Here is a 17,304-nt window from a genome sequence, read left to right as displayed (position 1 = left end):
CGGTCTGTGAGAATGGGCTGTCCCCCTGTTCAGAAAGAAGGACGTGCCGATCGTGGCTCAGAGCACAGAGACCACCGACTGGGTCTCCCGTTTCGCGGACGAGGTCATCGCCGAATCGGAGCGACGTGCCCCGGGCAAACGCGTGGTGGTCGCCTCCGGACTGTCCCCCTCCGGCCCCATCCACCTGGGCAACCTGCGCGAGGTCATGACCCCGCACCTGGTCGCCGACGAGATCCGGCGCCGCGGTCACGAGGTGCGGCACCTGATCTCCTGGGACGACTACGACCGCTACCGCAAGGTCCCGAACGGCGTACCCGGCGTCGACGAGACCTGGGCCGAGCACATCGGCAAGCCGCTCACCTCCGTCCCGGCCCCGAAGGGCTCGGTCCACCCGAACTGGGCCGAGCACTTCAAGGCGGCCATGACCGAGGCGCTCGGCGAGCTGGGCGTGGAGTTCGACGGCATCAGCCAGACCGCGCAGTACACCTCCGGTGTCTACCGCGAGCAGATCCTGCACGCCATGCGGCACCGGGGCGACATCGACGCGATCCTCGCCCAGTACCGCACCAAGCCGAAGACCGGCAAGAAGCCCCAGCAGAAGGCCGTGGACGCGGCCGAGCTGGAGGCCGAGGAGGGCTCCGGCGCGGCGGCCGAGGACGACGGCAGCGCCGGCTCCGCCGGGTACTTCCCGTACAAGCCGTACTGCGGCAACTGCGCGAAGGACCTGACCACGGTCACCGGCTACGACGACGACTCGACCGAGCTGACGTACGCCTGCACGGCCTGCGGCTTCTCGGAGACGGTCCGGCTCAGCGAGTTCAACCGCGGCAAGCTGGTCTGGAAGGTCGACTGGCCGATGCGCTGGGCGTACGAGGGTGTCGTCTTCGAGCCCAGTGGTGTCGACCACTCGTCCCCCGGGTCGTCGTTCCAGGTCGGCGGGCAGATCGTCGGGATCTTCGGCGGCGAGCAGCCGATCGGCCCGATGTACGCGTTCGTGGGCATCAGCGGCATGGCCAAGATGTCGTCGTCCAAGGGCGGGGTGCCCACTCCGGCCGACGCGTTGCGGATCATGGAGCCGCAGCTGCTGCGCTGGCTGTACGCCCGCCGCCGGCCCAACCAGTCCTTCAAGATCGCCTTCGACCAGGAGATCCAGCGGCTGTACGACGAGTGGGACCGCCTGGACGCCAAGGTGGCCGAGGGTTCGGCGCTGCCCGCCGACATCGCCGCGCACTCCCGTGCGGTGCGCACGGCCGCCGGTGACCTGCCGCGCACCCCGCGCCCGCTGCCGTACCGCACGCTGGCCTCGGTCGCCGACATCACCGCCGGCCACGCCGACCAGGCGCTGCGCATCCTCAGCGAGCTGGACCCGGCCGACCCGCTCGGCTCGCTGGACGAGGCCCGGCCCCGGTACGACAAGGCCGAGGCGTGGATCAACACCCACGTCCCGGCCGACCAGCGCACCATCGTGCGCGAGCAGCCGGACACCGAGCTGCTGGCCTCCCTCGACGAGGCGTCGGCGCGGTCGGTACGGCTGCTGCTCGACGGGCTCGCCGACCACTGGTCGCTGGACGGGCTCAGCCACCTCGTCTACGGCGTGCCCAAGGTGCAGGCCGGCTTCCCCGCCGACGCCACGCCCAAGGACCTCCCGCCGGAGATCAAGACCGCCCAGCGGACCTTCTTCGCCCTGCTCTACCGCCTGCTCGTGAGCCGGGACACCGGGCCCCGGCTGCCGACGCTGCTGCTCGCGGTGGGGCAGGAGCGGGTGCGGGCCCTGCTCGGGGAGTAGGGGAGTAAGGGAGTAAGGGAGCAGCACGGGGCGGGGGCCTTCCGCGGAGGGCCCCCTTTCCGCTGCTCAGGCGATGTGGTCCTCCTCCAGTTCCGCGTTGTAGCGGTTGGTGAAGCGGGCGACCATGCGTTTGGCCTCGTCCGGGGGGAGCGCGGTGCCGAACTCGGCCTCCACGTTCTCGCCGAACTCCCGGGGCGTCGGATAGCCGCCGCCGGGCACCGACTTGCGGAAGACCTGGTAGTAGTCGTCCTCGTCCGGCTCGGCGGCCGGGGTGCCGCCGCCCTCGCCCAGCTCGCGGGTGCGGCCCGGCGACACCGGGATGGGGAAGCTGCCGGTCTCCTCCGGGGACGGCTCCAGCGGCGGCGGCTCCTCCTCGTACTGGTCCCGGTACTCCTCCGCCTGCTGCTGCTCCTCGTACCACTGGGCGTACTGCTCGGCCGGGTCGTACTTCGGGTCGTAGCCGCCCTGGTACTCCACCTGGCGCGGGGCCTTGAACCACGGGCTGCTCTCGTCCCCCACCGGCGGCTGCTCGTCCGGGCCGGGCGGTCCGGCGAGCTGGCGGCGCTGCTCGGCGGCCGGGGCGGGCTGCGCCGCCTGGGACGGGGACGGGGACGGGAGCTGCGGGGACTGCTGCTGCGCGGGCGCCGGGGGCAGCAGGGCCGGTTCGATGCCCGCCGCGGCCAGGCCCGAGGGGGCCGTCTCCGCCAGCGGGACGCCGTACTTCGCCAGGCGCAGCGGCATCAGGGACTCGACCGGGGCCTTGCGGCGCCAGGAGCGGCCGAAGCGGGAGCGCAGCCGGGCCTGGTAGACCAGGCGTTCCTGCTCCAGCTTGATGACCTGCTCGTAGGAGCGCAGCTCCCACAGCTTCATCCGGCGCCACAGCAGGAAGGTGGGGAGCGGGGAGAGCAGCCAGCGGGTGAGGCGGACGCCCTCCATGTGCTTGTCGGCGGTGATGTCCGCGATCCGGCCGATCGCGTGCCGGGCGGCCTCCACGGAGACCACGAACAGGATCGGGATCACCGCGTGCATGCCGACGCCCAGCGGGTCCGGCCAGGCCGCCGCGCCGTTGAACGCGATCGTCGCCGCCGTCAGCAGCCACGCCGTCTGGCGCAGCAGCGGGAAGGGTATGCGGATCCAGGTCAGCAGCAGGTCGAGGGCGAGCAGGACGCAGATGCCCGCGTCGATGCCGATCGGGAAGACGTAGCTGAACTTCCCGAAGCCCTTCTGCATGGCCAGGTCCAGCACGGCGGCGTACGAGCCGGCGAAACCGATCCCCGCGATGACGACGGCACCGGAGACGACGACTCCGATGAGAACGCGGTGCATCCGTGTCAGCTGAAGTGGCCCGGCCACCCGTACTCCCCTCCCAGTGCCTGTTGTTGCGCGCTACAGAGTGGCACATGTGTGCGGGCGGGCGGGTGGCCGGTGGGAGAAGGGCGGTTTGTCAGCTCTTGGTCTTCGAGGGCGACGCCGTGCTCTTGGACGGGGCGGCGGAGGTGCTCGCCGAGGCGGTCGCGTCGTTGGCGGCCGACACCGCGGCCACCGCCTCCTTGGCCGCCCGCTTCGCGTCCGTCACCAGGCCCTTGGCGTCCGGGGACGCGTCACCGGCCAGGCCGGCCCCGTTGTAGTCGATGGTGACGACGACGTTCTCGACGCGGGCGACGGCGGTCTGCTGCTTGAAGGTGCCTTCCTTCTTCTTCAGCTGGTACTGCACGATCTGCGCCTCGTCGCCCGCGCCCGCGAAGGGATCCACCTGGACGCTCTTCGCGCCGTCCGCGGCCTGCGCGTCCTTGAGCTGCTTGACCAGGTAGTCGTGCGCCAGGTCGTCGCCCGCGCCGCGCGCGGTGTCGGACTCGAAGCGCAGCAGCGAGACGTTCAGCCAGCGGAACTGCGAGCCCTTGACGCCGTTGTCGTCCAGGCTGTCCCAGGAGCAACTGCCGCGCGTCGCGGTGTCGGAGGACGAGCCCTCCTTGCCGGACTTGGCCTTCGGCACCAGTTCCTTCAGCGTCTTCTTCGCCAGCGCGTCGCACGGCTCCGGCAGTTTCCCGTACGCCGCCGCCCGCACCGTCGGGGACGGGCTCGCGGTCGCCGACGCGGAGGCCGAGGCGCTGTCCCCGGTTTTGGACTTGCCCTCGTCGGAGCCGGAGTCGGAGGAGCAGCCCGCGGCGAACACGATCACGGGGAGGACGGCCGCGCCGGCAAGGACACGGCTCGGACGCTTCGCCTGTCGGTCACGCTGGTCTCGCTGCACTCGTCGCTGCATGGTTCCTTCACTCAGGTCTGGGACGGTCCGGTGGGCCACCGTACGCGGTGCGCACCGCGCGCGGTCCCGCTTCGGACGCTTCACAAACGCGCGGAGCCGGCGCCGAACAGGCGTCAGCCGGCGAGCGAATCGGCCAGCCGGACGGCCAGTTTCCGGGCCTTGTCCTGCATTTCCTTGCTGTCCGGGACGGCCCCGGCCACGGCCGGCTGCTCGGCGTACTCGATGGTCACGATGACGTTCGACGTGCGGAACGCCACAGTCACCGTGCGCCGCTGCGCGGTCGAACCCGAGCTGCTCAGCTCGTCGTCGAGGAACGCCTCGTCGCCCAGTCCGTCCAGCAGCCGGGGCTGGAGATCGGTGGGGGTGGCGTCGGCGGTGGCGTCGGCCGAGGCGTCGGCCGAGGCGTCGGCCGAGGCGGAGTCGGAGGCCGAGGAGGAGGTGGTGGCGGTGGGGGAGGGGGACTTGGAGGCCGACGCGGAGGGGGAGGTGCTCTCCGGGGCCGACTGGGTCTCGGTCTCGGTCGCGGTCGGTTCGGGCAGGTCCGCGGCCTCTTCCTTGTCCGCGAACAGGTCCTCGGCCTGGCTGTCGTCGCTGACCGCGTTGTCGTAGGAGACCACCCGCTCGAAGTCGACGAGCAGATGGTCCGTGGCGTCCGCCGAGTCGACCTTCCAGCCGCAGCCGACCTTGCGGTCATTGTCGTAGGTGGGCGTCGCCTCGCCCTCGTACGCCTTCGCGCGCTGCTCCTCGTCGGTGATCTGCCGGATGCCGGGCAGCAGGGAGTCGAGGGACTCCTCGCCGACCGCCGAGCAGGGCTCCGGGAGGGTGCGGTACCTGCCGGGCTGGGCCGCGGCCGAGGCGGTGCCTGAGCCGCCGGGGTTGGAGTCGTCCGTCGTACCGCCGTCCGAGCCGCCGGTGCAGCCGGCCAGCAGCGCCGCGAGGAGGGCGGCGGCGCCGGATACGTACGCCTTCCGCTGCACGGTCAGGCTCCTCTCGACGGTGGGCCGGGTGATGCGGCCTCCAGTGTCCCCGCTGGTTAATCGCTTGCCGCGCGGGGGTGGGTGCTGGGGACAATGTGTATCGCACGCGCTGCCGCGGACGCCGGTCCGGAATCCCTTTCGTTGTCACTGGCTACGGTTTTGCGCTTTCTGCCTTTTGTCGTTTTCGGGGGAATGGGGACGCTATGTCGTACGTGGAAGTACCGGGCGCGCAGGTGCCGATCCGGATGTGGGCCGACCCGGCGACGGTCGAGGGCGGCGCGATGCAGCAGCTCCGCAACGTCGCCACGCTGCCCTGGATCAAGGGCCTGGCCGTGATGCCGGACGTGCACTACGGCAAGGGCGCGACCGTCGGGTCGGTGATCGCCATGCGGGGCGCGGTGTGCCCGGCGGCGGTGGGGGTGGACATCGGCTGCGGGATGTCGGCGGTACGGACCTCCCTGACCGCGAACGACCTGCCGGGGGACCTGTCCCGGCTGCGGTCGCGGATCGAGCAGGTGATCCCGGTGGGGCGGGGGATGCATGACGAGGCGGTGGATCCGGGGCGGCTGCACGGGTTCCCGACCGGGGGGTGGGGGGAGTTCTGGGGGCGGTTCGACGGGGTCGCGGAGGCGGTCAAGTTCCGTCAGGAGCGGGCCGGGAAGCAGATGGGAACGCTCGGTGGGGGCAATCATTTTGTCGAGGTGTGCACGGATTCGACCGGTGCGGTCTGGCTGATGCTGCACTCCGGGTCCCGGAACATCGGCAAGGAACTGGCCGAGCACCACATCGGCGTCGCCCAGGGGCTGCCGCACAACCAGGGTCTGGTCGACCGCGACCTGGCGGTGTTCGTCGCGGACACGCCGCAGATGGCGGCGTACCGCAACGATCTGTTCTGGGCGCAGGAGTACGCGAAGTACAACCGCTCGATCATGATGGCGCTGCTGAAGGACGTGGTCCGGGGAGAGTTCCGGAAGGCCAAGCCGGTCTTCGAGCAGGAGATCTCGTGCCACCACAACTACGTGGCCGAGGAGCGGTACGAGGGGATGGACCTGCTGGTGACCCGCAAGGGCGCGATCCGCGCGGGCAGCGGGGACTACGGGATCATCCCGGGGTCGATGGGTACCGGGTCGTACATCGTGAAGGGGCTTGGGAACGACAAGTCCTTCAACTCGGCCTCGCACGGCGCCGGCCGGCGGATGAGCCGCAACGCGGCCAAGCGCCGGTTCTCGACCAAGGACCTGGAGGAGCAGACGCGGGGCGTGGAGTGCCGCAAGGACTCCGGCGTCGTGGACGAGATCCCGGGCGCGTACAAGCCGATCGAGCAGGTCATCGACCAGCAGCGGGACCTCGTCGAGGTGGTGGCCAGGCTGAAGCAGGTCGTGTGCGTGAAGGGCTGACGGCCGGCGCGGGTCACACCTCCCGGTGCACCTTGCTGTTCGACGCCTGGGCGCGGGGGCGGACGATCAGCAGGTCGATGTTGACGTGGGCGGGGCGGGTGACCGCCCAGGTGATGGTGTCGGCCACGTCGTCGGCGGTCAGCGGCTCGGCCACGCCCTGGTAGACCTTGGCGGCCTTCTCCGCGTCGCCGGCGAAGCGGGTCAGGGCGAATTCCTCGGTCTTGACCATGCCGGGGGCGATCTCGACGACCCGCACCGGGCGGCCGACGATCTCCAGGCGGAGCGTCTCGGCGAGGACGTGGGCGCCGTGCTTGGCGGCGACGTAGCCGGCGCCGCCCTCGTAGGTGGCGTGGCCGGCGGTGGAGGAGACGACCACGACCGTGCCGTCGCCGCTCGCCTCCAGCTTGGGCAGCAGGGCCTGGGTGAGGTTGAGGGTGCCGATGACGTTCGTCTCGTACATGCGGCGCCAGTCGTCCGGGTCGCCGGTGGCGACCGGGTCGGCGCCGAGGGCTCCGCCGGCGTTGTTGACCAGGACGCCGATGGTCTTGAAGGCCGACGCGAACTCGTCGACGGCGGCGCGGTCGGTGACGTCGAGGGGGTAGGCGGTCGCCTGGTGGCCGGCTGCCCGGATCTCCTCGGCCAGCGCCTCGACGCGGTCCTTGCGGCGGGCGGTGAGGACGACGCGGTGGCCGGCGGCGGCGAGGCGGCGGGCGGTGGCGGCGCCGATGCCGCTGCTGGCTCCCGTGACGATCGCGATGGAAGGCTTGGGAGAGGCGGAGGTCATGCGGGGCTCCTCGGGCGCGGCGGGTTCTGATCAGGATAGAGGGGGCGCTGTTCCGAGGAGGTACCGGTCAGTCGCCCCTCGGGGCGTACATGATCAACGCCATGCCGGCCAGGCAGACCACCGCCCCCGCGATGTCCCAGTGGTCCGGGCGGTAGCCGTCCGCCAGCGCGCCCCACAGGAGTGAGCCGGCCACGAAGACGCCGCCGTACGCGGCGAGGACGCGGCCGAAGGGGGCGTCGGGCTGGAAGGTGGCGACGAAGCCGTACGCGCCGAGGGCCAGGACGCCGCCCGCCATCCACAGCCAGCCGCGGTGTTCGCGTACGCCCTGCCAGACCAGCCAGGCGCCGCCGATCTCCAGGAGCGCGGCGAGGAGGAAGAGGGCGGCGGAGCGGACGATCGGCATGCCCGACAGCATCGCAGCACCCCAGATGCCGGAATAACCGCACGCGGCCCCTCGTTGCAGAGCTATAGTTGAACGGTCAACAACTTGGAGGTTGAGCGACCATGCAGTTCGGCATCTTCACCGTCGGCGATGTCACCCCCGACCCGACCACCGGCCGGACGCCTACCGAGCGCGAGCGCATCAAGGCCATGGTCGCCATCGCGCTGAAGGCCGAGGAGGTCGGCCTGGACGTCTTCGCGACCGGTGAGCACCACAACCCGCCGTTCGTGCCGTCCTCGCCGACCACCATGCTCGGCTACATCGCGGCCCGCACCGAGCGGCTGATCCTCTCCACGTCCACCACTCTGATCACCACCAACGACCCGGTGAAGATCGCCGAGGACTTCGCGATGCTCCAGCACCTGGCCGACGGCCGGATGGACCTGATGATGGGGCGCGGGAACACCGGGCCGGTGTATCCGTGGTTCGGCAAGGACATCCGCGAGGGCATCAACCTCGCCATCGAGAACTACGCCCTGCTGCACCGGCTGTGGCGCGAGGACGTGGTGACCTGGAAGGGCAGGTTCCGCACGCCGCTCCAGCAGTTCACGGCCACGCCGCGGCCGCTGGACGGGGTGCCGCCGTTCGTCTGGCACGGCTCCATCCGCTCCCCGGAGATCGCCGAGCAGGCCGCGTACTACGGCGACGGCTTCTTCCACAACAACATCTTCTGGCCGGCCGACCACACCAAGCAGATGATCGAGCTGTACCGCAACCGGTACGCCCACTACGGGCACGGCACCCCCGAGCAGGCGATCGTCGGGCTCGGCGGGCAGGTGTTCATGCGGAAGAACAGCCAGGACGCGGTGCGCGAGTTCCGGCCGTACTTCGACGTCGCCCCGGTCTACGGGCACGGGCCGTCGCTGGAGGAGTTCACCGCGCAGACCCCGCTGACCGTCGGCTCCCCGCAGCAGGTGATCGAGAAGACCCTCGCGTTCCGCGAGTACGCCGGCGACTACCAGCGCCAGCTGTTCCTGATGGACCACGCCGGACTGCCGCTGAAGACGGTGCTGGAGCAGCTCGACCTGCTCGGCGAGGAGGTCGTGCCGGTGCTGCGCGAGGAGTTCGCCAAGGGGCGGGCGGCCGGTGTGCCGGACGCGCCCACCCACGCGTCCCTGCTCGCCACCGAGGAGAAGGTGATCTCGTCATGAAGCTCGTCGTCGTCTCGGCGGGGCTGAGCGTCCCGTCCTCCACCCGGCTGCTGGGCGACCGGCTGGCCACCGCCGCCGCCTCCGGGGACGCCGCGGCCGACGTCCGGGTGGTCGAGCTGCGCGACCTCGCGGTGCCGATCGCGCACACCTTCACCAGCGGGTTTCCCGAGCCGGAGCTGGCCGATGTGTTCCAGGCGGTGGCCGGGGCGGACGGGCTGATCGTGGTCACGCCGGTGTTCTCCGCGTCGTACAGCGGGCTGTTCAAGTCGTTCTTCGACGCGCTGAGCGTCAACGAACCCGACGCGCTGACCGGCAAGCCGGTGCTGATCGCCGCGACCGGCGGCACCGGTCGGCACTCCCTGGTCCTCGACCACGCGCTGCGGCCGCTGTTCGCCCACCTGAAGGCCGTCGTCGTCCCGACCGGGGTCTACGCCGCTTCCGAGGACTGGGGCGCCGAAGGGCTGGACGCGCGGATCGAGCGGGCCGGGGGTGAGCTGGCGGCGCTGGTGAGCGGGCTGTCGGCCACCGCCCGGCCACGGTCCGGGCGGGACTCGTTCGAGCAGGTCCTGCCGTTCGAGCAGCGGCTGGCCGCACTGCGGGCGGCCGAGTGAGGAAGCGGTAAGAAGCGAGGTCACCGGGGCTAGGGCCTGTCGTTTGGATCAGGACGCAGGGCATCGGCGGCCACTTTTCGACGCCGTGAGCGGGGGCTGGTGCGTGCAGCTGCAAGGCGGAGGAGGGAGTCGACGCGGAGCGTCGGCGAGTGACGACAACGCCGCAGATGCGCGTGCCAGGCCCCGCGTCTGCGGCGTGATCCAAACGACAGGCCCCTAGTGCCCCGGTGCGCCGCGCGGCGGCTTGGCAGACTGGGTGGGTGCCCTCCCAGACAGCTCAGAGCGCCCAGCCGGTCCCGACGCCCCAGACGGTCCTGCTCGCCGAGGACGACCGTGCCATCCGCAACGCCCTGGAACGCGCCCTCACCCTGGAGGGCTACCGGGTCGTCGCGGTCGCCGACGGGGCCGGGGCACTGGCCGAGGCCCACCGCGAGCGGCCCGACGTGCTGGTGCTGGACGTGATGATGCCCGGCGTCGACGGCCTCCAGGTCTGCCGGGCACTGCGCGCCGAGGGCGATCCCACCCCGATCCTGATGCTGACCGCGCTGGTGGAGACCGCCGACCGGATCGCGGGACTGGACGCGGGCGCCGACGACTACGTGGTCAAGCCGTTCGACGTCGAGGAGGTCTTCGCCCGGCTGCGCGCCCTGCTGCGGCGGACGGGCAGCGGCATAGGCCTCAGCGGGGGCGCGGGGGCGGTGAGCGACGCACCGAAGCCCGCGTCCGACGCCCTGACGGCCGTAGGACTGCGGATGGACCCGGGGGCCCGGCGGGCCTGGCGCGGGGAGCGGGAGCTGGAGCTGACCCGGACCGAGTTCGAGCTGCTGGAACTGCTGGTCCGCAACGCCGGCGTGGTCCTCGACCACGCCACCATCTACGACCGCATCTGGGGCTACGACTTCGGCCCCGGCTCCAAGAACCTCGCCGTCTACGTCGGTTATCTGCGCCGCAAGCTCGACGAGCCGGACGCGCCGCCGCTGATCCAGACGGTGCGCGGCGTGGGTTACGTGCTGCGGGAGGGCTGAGCCGTGGCCCAGGACGACCGACCGCGGCCGGTGGCCGTGCGGCGGCCCCGGCTCACCTCGCTGCGGACCACGTTCGCGGTGTCGTTCGCGACCCTCACGGCGGTGGTCACGGTGCTGGTCGGGGTGGTGTCGTACAGCGCCGCCGCCCGGCTGGTGCGGGTCGACCAGGAGACCGTCTTCGACCAGATCGTGCAGGACCTGCGGGACGAGGTCCGACAGCAGCGGATGACACCGGAGGACTTCTCGTCCTCCGCGCCGGGGCACGACATCGTCCGCCCGGCCCGGACGGATGTGCAGGTGCTCGGCGCGGACGGCGCGGTCTGGGACCCGTCCCGGCCCCGGCTGCCGGTGACCGGCGCGGACCGCGAGACGGCCGGGGCCGCGGCGGCCGGGCGGATGGTGCAGCACGAGGACATCGACGTCGGCGACGACGTGTACCGGATCGCGACGGTCGCGCTCGGCGGCGGGCGGGGCGCGGTGCAGGTGGCGCAGGAGTTCAGCGACACCGAGGACCTGCTGCGGGTGCTCCAGCGGCAGTCGCTGATCCTGATGGCGGTGGTGGTGACCCTGGCCGGGCTGTTCGGCTGGTGGCTGGCCCGGCGCATCACCTGGCGCCTGGTGGCGCTGACCTCGGCCGCCGAGGACGTCGCCCGCACCCGCCGGCTCGGCATCCAGGTGCCGGTCAACGGACTCGACGAGGTGGGCCGGCTGGGCCGCGCCTTCGACCGGATGCTGGGCCGGCTCGCCCAGTCGGAGGAGGACCAGCGGCGGCTGGTGCAGGACGCGGGCCATGAACTCCGTACGCCGCTGACCTCCCTGCGGACCAACATCTCGCTGCTGCGCCGGATCGACGAGCTGCCGCCCGCCGCCCGCGAGGAACTGGTCGCGGACCTCGGGCAGGAGGCCCGGGAGCTGACCGACCTGGTCAACGAGCTGGTCGACCTGGCGGCCGGCCAGTCGGACACCGAGCCGCCGCAGCGGGTCGACGTCGCCGAGATCGCCCACGACGCCGCGGCCCTGGCCCGGCGCCGCCTCGGGCGCGAGATCACGGTGCGGGCCTGCGGCGACACCCGTACCGAGGGGCGGCCGGCCATGCTGACCCGGGCGCTGTCCAACCTGGTCGAGAACGCCGCCAAGTTCGATCCGGACGGCGTCGCCCCGATCGAGGTCGTCGTCGCGGGCCCGGCCCGGCCCGGCACCGTCCGCGTCGAGGTCCTGGACCGCGGGCCCGGGATCGCCGACGACGACCTGACCCGGGTCTTCGACCGCTTCTACCGGGCCCCCGCCGCCCGCTCCCGCCCCGGCTCCGGGCTCGGTCTGTCGATCGTGCGGGAGGTGGCCCTGGCGCACGGCGGGGCACCGTTCGCCTACCGGCGGGAGGGGGGCGGGGCGGGGATCGGGTTCACGGTCGGGGGGTGACTGGGGGCTGACTGAGGGCTGACTGGGGGCTGACTGAGGGCTTCGGGGCGAGGGCAGGCGCGGGGCGATGGGGGCGATGGGGGCGGCGGGGGCGACGGAAAGTGAGCTGACTGTCCTGTCTGTTACGGTCCGAACATGCCCCACGGATCCGACCAGCCCGATCATCCCGACGATCCGGTCGTCCCGGCCGATCAGGCCGATCCGGCCGTTCCGGTCGTCCCGGCCGTTCCGGTCGTCCCGGCCGATCCGGTCGGCCTCTGGGAGTGGGACGAGACGCTGTTCGCCGGTGCCGCCGCCTACTACCGGCGCGGGCGGCTCCCGTACGCCCCCGGTCTGGTGGACGTGCTCGCCGGGACGCTGGGGCTCGACGGGCGCGGGCGGCTGCTCGACGTGGGGTGCGGTCCGGGTACCCTCGCGCTGCCGCTGGCGCCGCTGTTCGGGGAGGTCGTCGGGGTGGACCCGGACCCCGGGATGATTGAGGAGGCCGGGCGCGCGGCCGCCGGGCTCGGGGTGGGCGGGAAGACGCGGTGGGTGCGGGCGCGGGCCGAGGAACTGCCCGCGGGGCTCGGCACGTTCACCGTCGCGGTCTTCGCCCAGTCCTTCCACTGGATGGACCGCGACCGGGTGGCGGCCACGGTACGCGACATGCTCCGGCCCGGGGGCGTGCTGCTGCACGTCTCCGACCTGAAGACGGAACCGGAGCCCTTCGGCGCGGAGGGCCTTCCGCACCCCGCCGTGCCGCACGCGGAGATCCGGGAGCTGGTCGCCCGGTATCTCGGGCCGGTCCGGCGGGCCGGGCGGGGCACGCTGCCGCGGGGCACGCCGGGCGGCGAGGCGGAGGTGTTCGCGCGGGCCGGGTTCACCGGGCCCGACCGCCATGTCGTACCCGCCGGGAACGTACTGGAGCGCACGTCGGACGAGGTCGTCGCCGAGGTCTTCTCGATGTCGTTCTCCACGCCGCACCTGTTCGGCCCGCGCCGCGCGGACTTCGAGGCGGACCTGCGCGGGCTGCTGGCGGAGCACTCGGCGCGGGGGCTGTTCGCCGCCCGCGGACCGAGCACCGAGATCTTCGTCTGGCATCCGCCGGTTCCGGCCGGTTGACTTCCGTCTGGCAGCCGGTGCGTCTTCGTCCGGCGCCCGTCCCCTCCCGTCCGTTGACCTTCCCCTTGGGGCAGGCCGCACGATCGTCGTGGCCGGGCACCGCGCCCGGTGGAGGAAGGGGGCAGAGGTGGCCGGTCTGCTGACCATCGGGGCCTTCGCGAAGGCGTCCCGGCTGTCGCCCAAGGCGCTGCGGCTCTACGGCGAACTCGGTCTGCTGGTCCCGGCCCGCGTCGACCCCGGCACCGGCTACCGCCACTACGCCCCGGAGCAGTTGGAGCAGGCCCGGCTGGTCGCCTGGCTCCGCCGGCTCGGCATGCCGCTGGCCCGGGTCCAGGCCGTCGGCGCGCTGCCGGCGGCCGACCCGGAGCGGGCGGTACGCGAACTCGTCGACCGGGCCAACGGGTGCGGCGGCCCCGACAACGTCAGCTGCGTGCTCGCCGACGTCGTGCACGAGGACCTTCCTGACACCCCGTAGGCATCTCGTAGGCACCCGTAAGCACCCGTAGGCACCCGTACGCATTCGGTAGGCACCCGTACGCACCCGTACGCATTCGGTAGGCACCCGTACGCATCCGTACGCACCCCGTTTGATCCGGTGCGGCGCGGACACGCGGAGTCCAGGGATCCGGGGGGCGCCCGCAAGCCGTTCGTCAGTGAAGGGATCAGCCATGCCGGAAGGGAACGCCACGGGACGCGGGCCGCACGAGCGCCCGGCGATGCCGCAGGAGGAGGCGGAGCTGTCGCCGCCGTACCGGTTCCGGCGGCAGCGGCGGCCCGGTATCGAGGCGGAGATGGAGACCCGCCCCCGCTACCTCGCCCCGAACTACCGCGGCTCCGGCAAGCTGACCGGCAAGGTCGCGCTGATCACGGGCGGCGACTCGGGCATCGGCCGCTCGGTGGCCGTGCTCTACGCCCGTGAGGGCGCGGACGTGGCCATCGTGTACCTCCCCGAGGAGCAGCGGGACGCCGACGAGGCGCGGGAAGCGGTGGAGAAGGAGGGCCGTACCTGTCTGCTGCTGCCGGGCGACCTGTGCGACCCGGACTTCTGCGCGGACGCGGTGCGGCGGACGGTGGCGGAGCTGGGCGGGCTGAACGTGCTGGTGCACAACGCCGCGTACCTGAACAGCCAGAACGACCTGTCGGACCTGACCGCCGAGGACTTCGACCGGGTCTTCAAGACGAACGTCTACTCCTACTTCCACCTGGTGATGGCGGCCCTGCCGCACCTCTCGCACGGTGACGCGGTGATCGCCACCGCCTCCGAGGAGGCGCTCAAGGGCAGCGAGATGATGATGGACTACGCCGCCTCGAAGGCCGCCGTGGTCGTCTTCACCAAGTCCATCGCCGCCCACCTGGCCCGGCGCGGGGTCCGCGCCAACGTCGTCTCGCCGGGGCCGACCTGGACCGTGCTCAACGTGGCGGGCCAGCGCTTCCCCGACGACTACCTGACCAACCTGGGCAGCTCCGCCCCGATGGGCCGGGTCGCCCAGCCCGAGGAGGTGGCGCCCGCCTACGTCTACCTGGCCTCGGACGCGGACTCCAGCTTCACGGTCGGCGAGGTGATCGCGGTGACGGGGGGTCTCACGGATACGCGGTGAGCGCGCGGGCCGCCGGCCGCGTCACCGGGGCCAGGGCCGCCCGGTGCGCTGTTCGATGTCGGTGTTGAACCGCTCGAGGTCCGCGACGAACCGGGTCAGCCGGTCGGCGGGCCAGTCGCCGAGGACGTCGGCCAGCCCGGTCACGATGGCGTCCCGGTCGGCGCGCAGCCGGGCGCGGCCCTCGTCGGTGATCCGGAACTTGCGGGCGATGCCGCCGTTGGGGTCCAGCGTGCGTTCCACCAGGCGGTCGCGGAGCAGCGCGGTGGTCTGCCGGGTGAAGGTGGACGGCGCCAGCCCGAACGCCTCGACCAGGTCCGGCACGGACATCGGCCGCTGGCGCCGCCGGGTCGGCAAGTACTTCACCGCCAAGCGGATGACCGCGCTGCGCCCCGGCATGACCCGCCTCGCCGAGGACCTGACGGACGCGATGCTCGCCGCCGGCGCCCCCGCCGACCTGCGGGCGAGCCTCGGCTTCCCGCTCCCCGTCTACGTCATCTGCGACCTGCTCGGCGTCCCCGCCGGCGACCGGGACCGCTTCTCCCACTGGTCCGACACGTTCCTCAGCGTCACCCGCTACACCGCCGACGAGATCCGCACCGCGCACGAGGAGTTCGTCGCCTACATGTCCGGGCACGTCGCCGCCAAGCGCGCCGAACCGTCCGACGACCTCCTCGGCACCCTCATCACCGAAGGCCAGAGTGAGACCGAGGGCGCGGACGAGGACGACGACGGGCTGAGCGACGCCGAACTGGTGGCCACCGGCATGGGTCTGCTGGTCGCCGGCCACGAGACCACCGCCAACATGATCGGCAAGATGGTCGCGATGCTGCTAGTCGACCGCGGCCGCTGGGAACGGCTGCTGGCCGACCCGTCGCTGGTACGCACCGCCGTCGAGGAGTCGCTGCGCTTCGACGCCAACCTCGGCTTCGGCCTGCGGCGCTACGTCGGCGAGGACATCGAGATCGACGGCCGGACCGTGCCCGGGGGCAGCACCGTGGTGTGCAGCATGCCGGCCGCCAACCGGGACGAGCAGGCGTTCACCGGCGCCGCCGACATGGACCTGGCCCGCACCCCCAACCCGCACCTGACCTTCGGCGCGGGCCCGCACTCCTGCCTCGGCCAGGCCCTGGCCCGTACCGAACTCCAGGTCGTCCTGGAGACCCTCCTCACCCGCGTACCCACCCTGCGCCTCGCCGTCCCCGCCCCCGAACTGCGCAAGACGGAGGGCCTGCTGGTCGGCGGCCTGCGCGAAGTCCCGGTCAGCTGGTGACCGGCCACGGCGCCGATCGGCATGTACGCCGGCCACCACCACGACGGTGACCCGGGGCCACCGAGAGTCTGCCGGCGGCGCCGTTCACGGACTGACGGCGGTCAGGGCGTGACGATGGCGAAGTCGGGCACGGGCTGGTCCAGCACCGACAGCAGGGTCCGGAGCATGGCCGGGTCCCCGCTGTGCTCGATGCCGTCGAGGCCGGCCCGGCCCGTCAGCAGGTCCGCCAGCCGGGGCGGCGCGACCAGGCCCCGGTCGGCGTCCTCGAAGTCGCAGAGTTCGGGAGTGGCCGGTTCGGAGGTGGGGGACCGGTCGTCCGCGTCGTTCACATGGGCCTCCTGGACGGGTGGGCGGGCGGTCGGCGCGTCTGCCGTCCATCCTGGCCGGGGCGGCGGGCACCGGCCCGGCGGGCTGGGCCGGGCGGGTGGTGCCGCTCCGCCCGTCCTTACGGAGAGGTGGTCAGCCGGCCGCCTCGTCCGTGCGGCGCGGCGGTCAGCCGGCTGCGGCCGGGCGGGGATCGCCGTGGAAGACCTGCCGGGTGTGCCAGTCGCGGTGCGCGGCGGCGACCGGGCGCACCCCGGGCTGCGGGCCGACGAGCGGGCGGCCCGCGAGGGCTATGACGTGCGTACGGGCGGCGGTGCTGTGGCCGACGAAGCGCTGCGAGACCAGGATGCGGTGATCGTCGCCCACGCCGAGGACCCCCTTGTCGAACAGCTTGTGGTGCAGCGAGCACAGGCACAGCCCGTTCTCGACGTCGTCGGGCCCGTCAAAGGCCCACCAGCGCACATGCGCGGCCTCCAGGCCGACCGGTACCGCGCCGATCCTGCCGTCGTAACCGCAGAAGGCACATTGGTACTCGTAGGCGGTCAGCACTCGTTCCCGCATCCGCGGATCCCGCTGCCTGCGGGCCGGCCGCGCGGGCAGCGGTTCCGTCACTTCCAGGTCCAGGCCGACGGCTTCGCACAGTTCGGTGTGCAGGGAGGGCGGGAAGTGCGTGTCCAGCAGCAGCCGCGCGACCGCGCCGAGCAGCGGCGGTTCGCTCCGCAGTGCCGCGCGCAGCTCCGGCGCGAGCCGGCCGGTGGCCCCGGACGCCCGCAGCTCCCCCGCCCTGCTCCCCGGACTGCCGGTCCCGCGGTCGGTCCGCACCTCCCACACGCCGTCGCTGACGAGGTGGTGAAAGGGATACGCGGGCGTCGTCCGGTTCGGCGGCCCGTACTCGGTCAGCAGCCGCTGGAGATCGCCCTCCACCACGCTGTACCGCAGTCCGTCGTCGACTCCGCCGTCAGGTCTGTCGTCCACTCCGCCGTCGAGTCCGCCGTCGAGTCCGCCGTCGAGTCCGCTTTCCGCGTCCCGCTGGAACCGGCCGAGGGCGTACAGGAGCAGCAGCGGCTTGTGGGGCGCGCGGGTCCCGTTCCTGGTCCATTGCCGCAACGCGGCGATCCGCTCCAGCCAGTCCATGGCGGTTGATCGTAGACGGATG

16 protein-coding genes and 2 pseudogenes are annotated in these 17,304 nt (G+C 72.5%); 10 read left to right on the top strand and 8 right to left on the bottom strand.

What is annotated here, in order from left to right:
• Window positions 1-43 precede the first annotated feature (43 nt).
• Complete coding sequence (gene lysS, locus ACTT8P_RS04765) at window positions 44-1,786, top strand: lysine--tRNA ligase (protein ID WP_442830244.1); 1,743 nt, start codon at window positions 44-46, stop codon at window positions 1,784-1,786.
• Window positions 1,787-1,852: 66 nt separating this feature from the next.
• Here lysS and ACTT8P_RS04760 read toward each other — a convergent pair whose 3' ends face one another.
• From ACTT8P_RS04760 to ACTT8P_RS04750, 3 genes are all read right to left on the bottom strand, one after another.
• The gene (locus tag ACTT8P_RS04760) at window positions 1,853-3,139 is read right to left on the bottom strand and encodes a DUF2637 domain-containing protein (RefSeq protein WP_442830243.1); all 1,287 of its coding nucleotides are present in this window, start codon (window positions 3,137-3,139) and stop codon (window positions 1,853-1,855) included.
• A gap of 91 nt (window positions 3,140-3,230) precedes the next feature.
• The gene (locus ACTT8P_RS04755) at window positions 3,231-4,049 is read right to left on the bottom strand and encodes a DUF3558 family protein (protein WP_442830242.1); all 819 of its coding nucleotides are present in this window, start codon (window positions 4,047-4,049) and stop codon (window positions 3,231-3,233) included.
• 113 nt (window positions 4,050-4,162) lie between these two features.
• The gene (locus ACTT8P_RS04750) at window positions 4,163-5,026 is read right to left on the bottom strand and encodes a DUF3558 domain-containing protein (protein WP_442830241.1); all 864 of its coding nucleotides are present in this window, start codon (window positions 5,024-5,026) and stop codon (window positions 4,163-4,165) included.
• Between the two features lie 203 nt (window positions 5,027-5,229).
• Here ACTT8P_RS04750 and ACTT8P_RS04745 point away from each other — a divergent pair, with 203 nt between their 5' ends.
• Entirely contained in the window at window positions 5,230-6,423 is a 1,194-nt protein-coding gene (locus ACTT8P_RS04745; protein ID WP_442830240.1) for an RtcB family protein, read from the top strand.
• Window positions 6,424-6,436: 13 nt separating this feature from the next.
• Here the strand turns inward: ACTT8P_RS04745 and ACTT8P_RS04740 are convergent, their stop codons facing one another.
• Together ACTT8P_RS04740 and ACTT8P_RS04735 are read right to left on the bottom strand one after the other, a co-directional pair.
• Entirely contained in the window at window positions 6,437-7,207 is a 771-nt protein-coding gene (locus ACTT8P_RS04740) for an SDR family NAD(P)-dependent oxidoreductase (protein WP_442830239.1), read from the bottom strand.
• A gap of 67 nt (window positions 7,208-7,274) precedes the next feature.
• Window positions 7,275-7,610, bottom strand: coding sequence for a YnfA family protein (locus ACTT8P_RS04735; protein ID WP_442830238.1), 336 nt, complete (start codon window positions 7,608-7,610; stop codon window positions 7,275-7,277).
• 101 nt (window positions 7,611-7,711) lie between these two features.
• Between ACTT8P_RS04735 and ACTT8P_RS04730 the strand changes: the two genes are divergently transcribed.
• From ACTT8P_RS04730 to ACTT8P_RS04700, 7 genes and pseudogenes are all read left to right on the top strand, one after another.
• Window positions 7,712-8,800, top strand: coding sequence for an LLM class flavin-dependent oxidoreductase (locus ACTT8P_RS04730; protein WP_442830237.1), 1,089 nt, complete (start codon window positions 7,712-7,714; stop codon window positions 8,798-8,800).
• Complete coding sequence (locus ACTT8P_RS04725; protein ID WP_442830236.1) at window positions 8,797-9,411, top strand: FMN reductase; 615 nt, start codon at window positions 8,797-8,799, stop codon at window positions 9,409-9,411. The genes ACTT8P_RS04730 and ACTT8P_RS04725 overlap by 4 nt, the downstream gene beginning before the upstream one ends.
• A 260-nt stretch (window positions 9,412-9,671) precedes the next feature.
• Window positions 9,672-10,436, top strand: a complete 765-nt coding sequence (locus ACTT8P_RS04720) for a response regulator transcription factor (protein WP_442830235.1) — start codon at window positions 9,672-9,674, stop codon at window positions 10,434-10,436.
• 3 nt (window positions 10,437-10,439) lie between these two features.
• Complete coding sequence (locus ACTT8P_RS04715) at window positions 10,440-11,855, top strand: ATP-binding protein (protein WP_442830234.1); 1,416 nt, start codon at window positions 10,440-10,442, stop codon at window positions 11,853-11,855.
• Between the two features lie 135 nt (window positions 11,856-11,990).
• Entirely contained in the window at window positions 11,991-12,956 is a 966-nt protein-coding gene (locus ACTT8P_RS04710) for a class I SAM-dependent methyltransferase (RefSeq protein ID WP_442830233.1), read from the top strand.
• A gap of 127 nt (window positions 12,957-13,083) precedes the next feature.
• Window positions 13,084-13,335: pseudogene (locus ACTT8P_RS04705) on the top strand (MerR family transcriptional regulator); the annotation flags it as partial.
• Window positions 13,336-13,624: 289 nt separating this feature from the next.
• Complete coding sequence (locus tag ACTT8P_RS04700; protein WP_442830232.1) at window positions 13,625-14,554, top strand: SDR family oxidoreductase; 930 nt, start codon at window positions 13,625-13,627, stop codon at window positions 14,552-14,554.
• A gap of 21 nt (window positions 14,555-14,575) precedes the next feature.
• Here the strand turns inward: ACTT8P_RS04700 and ACTT8P_RS04695 are convergent, their stop codons facing one another.
• The gene (locus ACTT8P_RS04695; RefSeq protein ID WP_442830262.1) at window positions 14,576-14,881 is read right to left on the bottom strand and encodes a MarR family winged helix-turn-helix transcriptional regulator; all 306 of its coding nucleotides are present in this window, start codon (window positions 14,879-14,881) and stop codon (window positions 14,576-14,578) included.
• Between ACTT8P_RS04695 and ACTT8P_RS04690 the strand changes: the two are divergent.
• A pseudogene (locus tag ACTT8P_RS04690) lies at window positions 14,799-15,824 on the top strand (cytochrome P450); the annotation flags it as partial. The gene ACTT8P_RS04695 and the pseudogene ACTT8P_RS04690 sit on opposite strands and share 83 nt — an antisense overlap.
• 101 nt (window positions 15,825-15,925) lie before the next feature.
• Here the strand turns inward: ACTT8P_RS04690 and ACTT8P_RS04685 are convergent.
• Window positions 15,926-16,153 (bottom strand): alkyl sulfatase C-terminal domain-containing protein, encoded by a 228-nt coding sequence (locus ACTT8P_RS04685; protein ID WP_442830231.1) that lies wholly within the window; start codon window positions 16,151-16,153, stop codon window positions 15,926-15,928.
• Window positions 16,154-16,316: 163 nt separating this feature from the next.
• Window positions 16,317-17,282 carry a phosphorothioated DNA-binding restriction endonuclease gene (locus ACTT8P_RS04680; RefSeq protein ID WP_442830230.1) on the bottom strand — a complete coding sequence of 322 codons (966 nt, stop codon included), beginning with the start codon at window positions 17,280-17,282 and terminating at the stop codon, window positions 16,317-16,319.
• Between the last annotated feature and the right edge of the window lie 22 nt (window positions 17,283-17,304).

This window comes from Streptomyces sp. JW3, assembly GCF_052216785.1.
Taxonomy (GTDB): Bacteria; Actinomycetota; Actinomycetes; order Streptomycetales; family Streptomycetaceae; genus Streptomyces.
The sequence above is the reverse complement of the archived record's forward strand: the minus strand, read 5'-3'. Positions and strand labels throughout refer to the sequence as shown.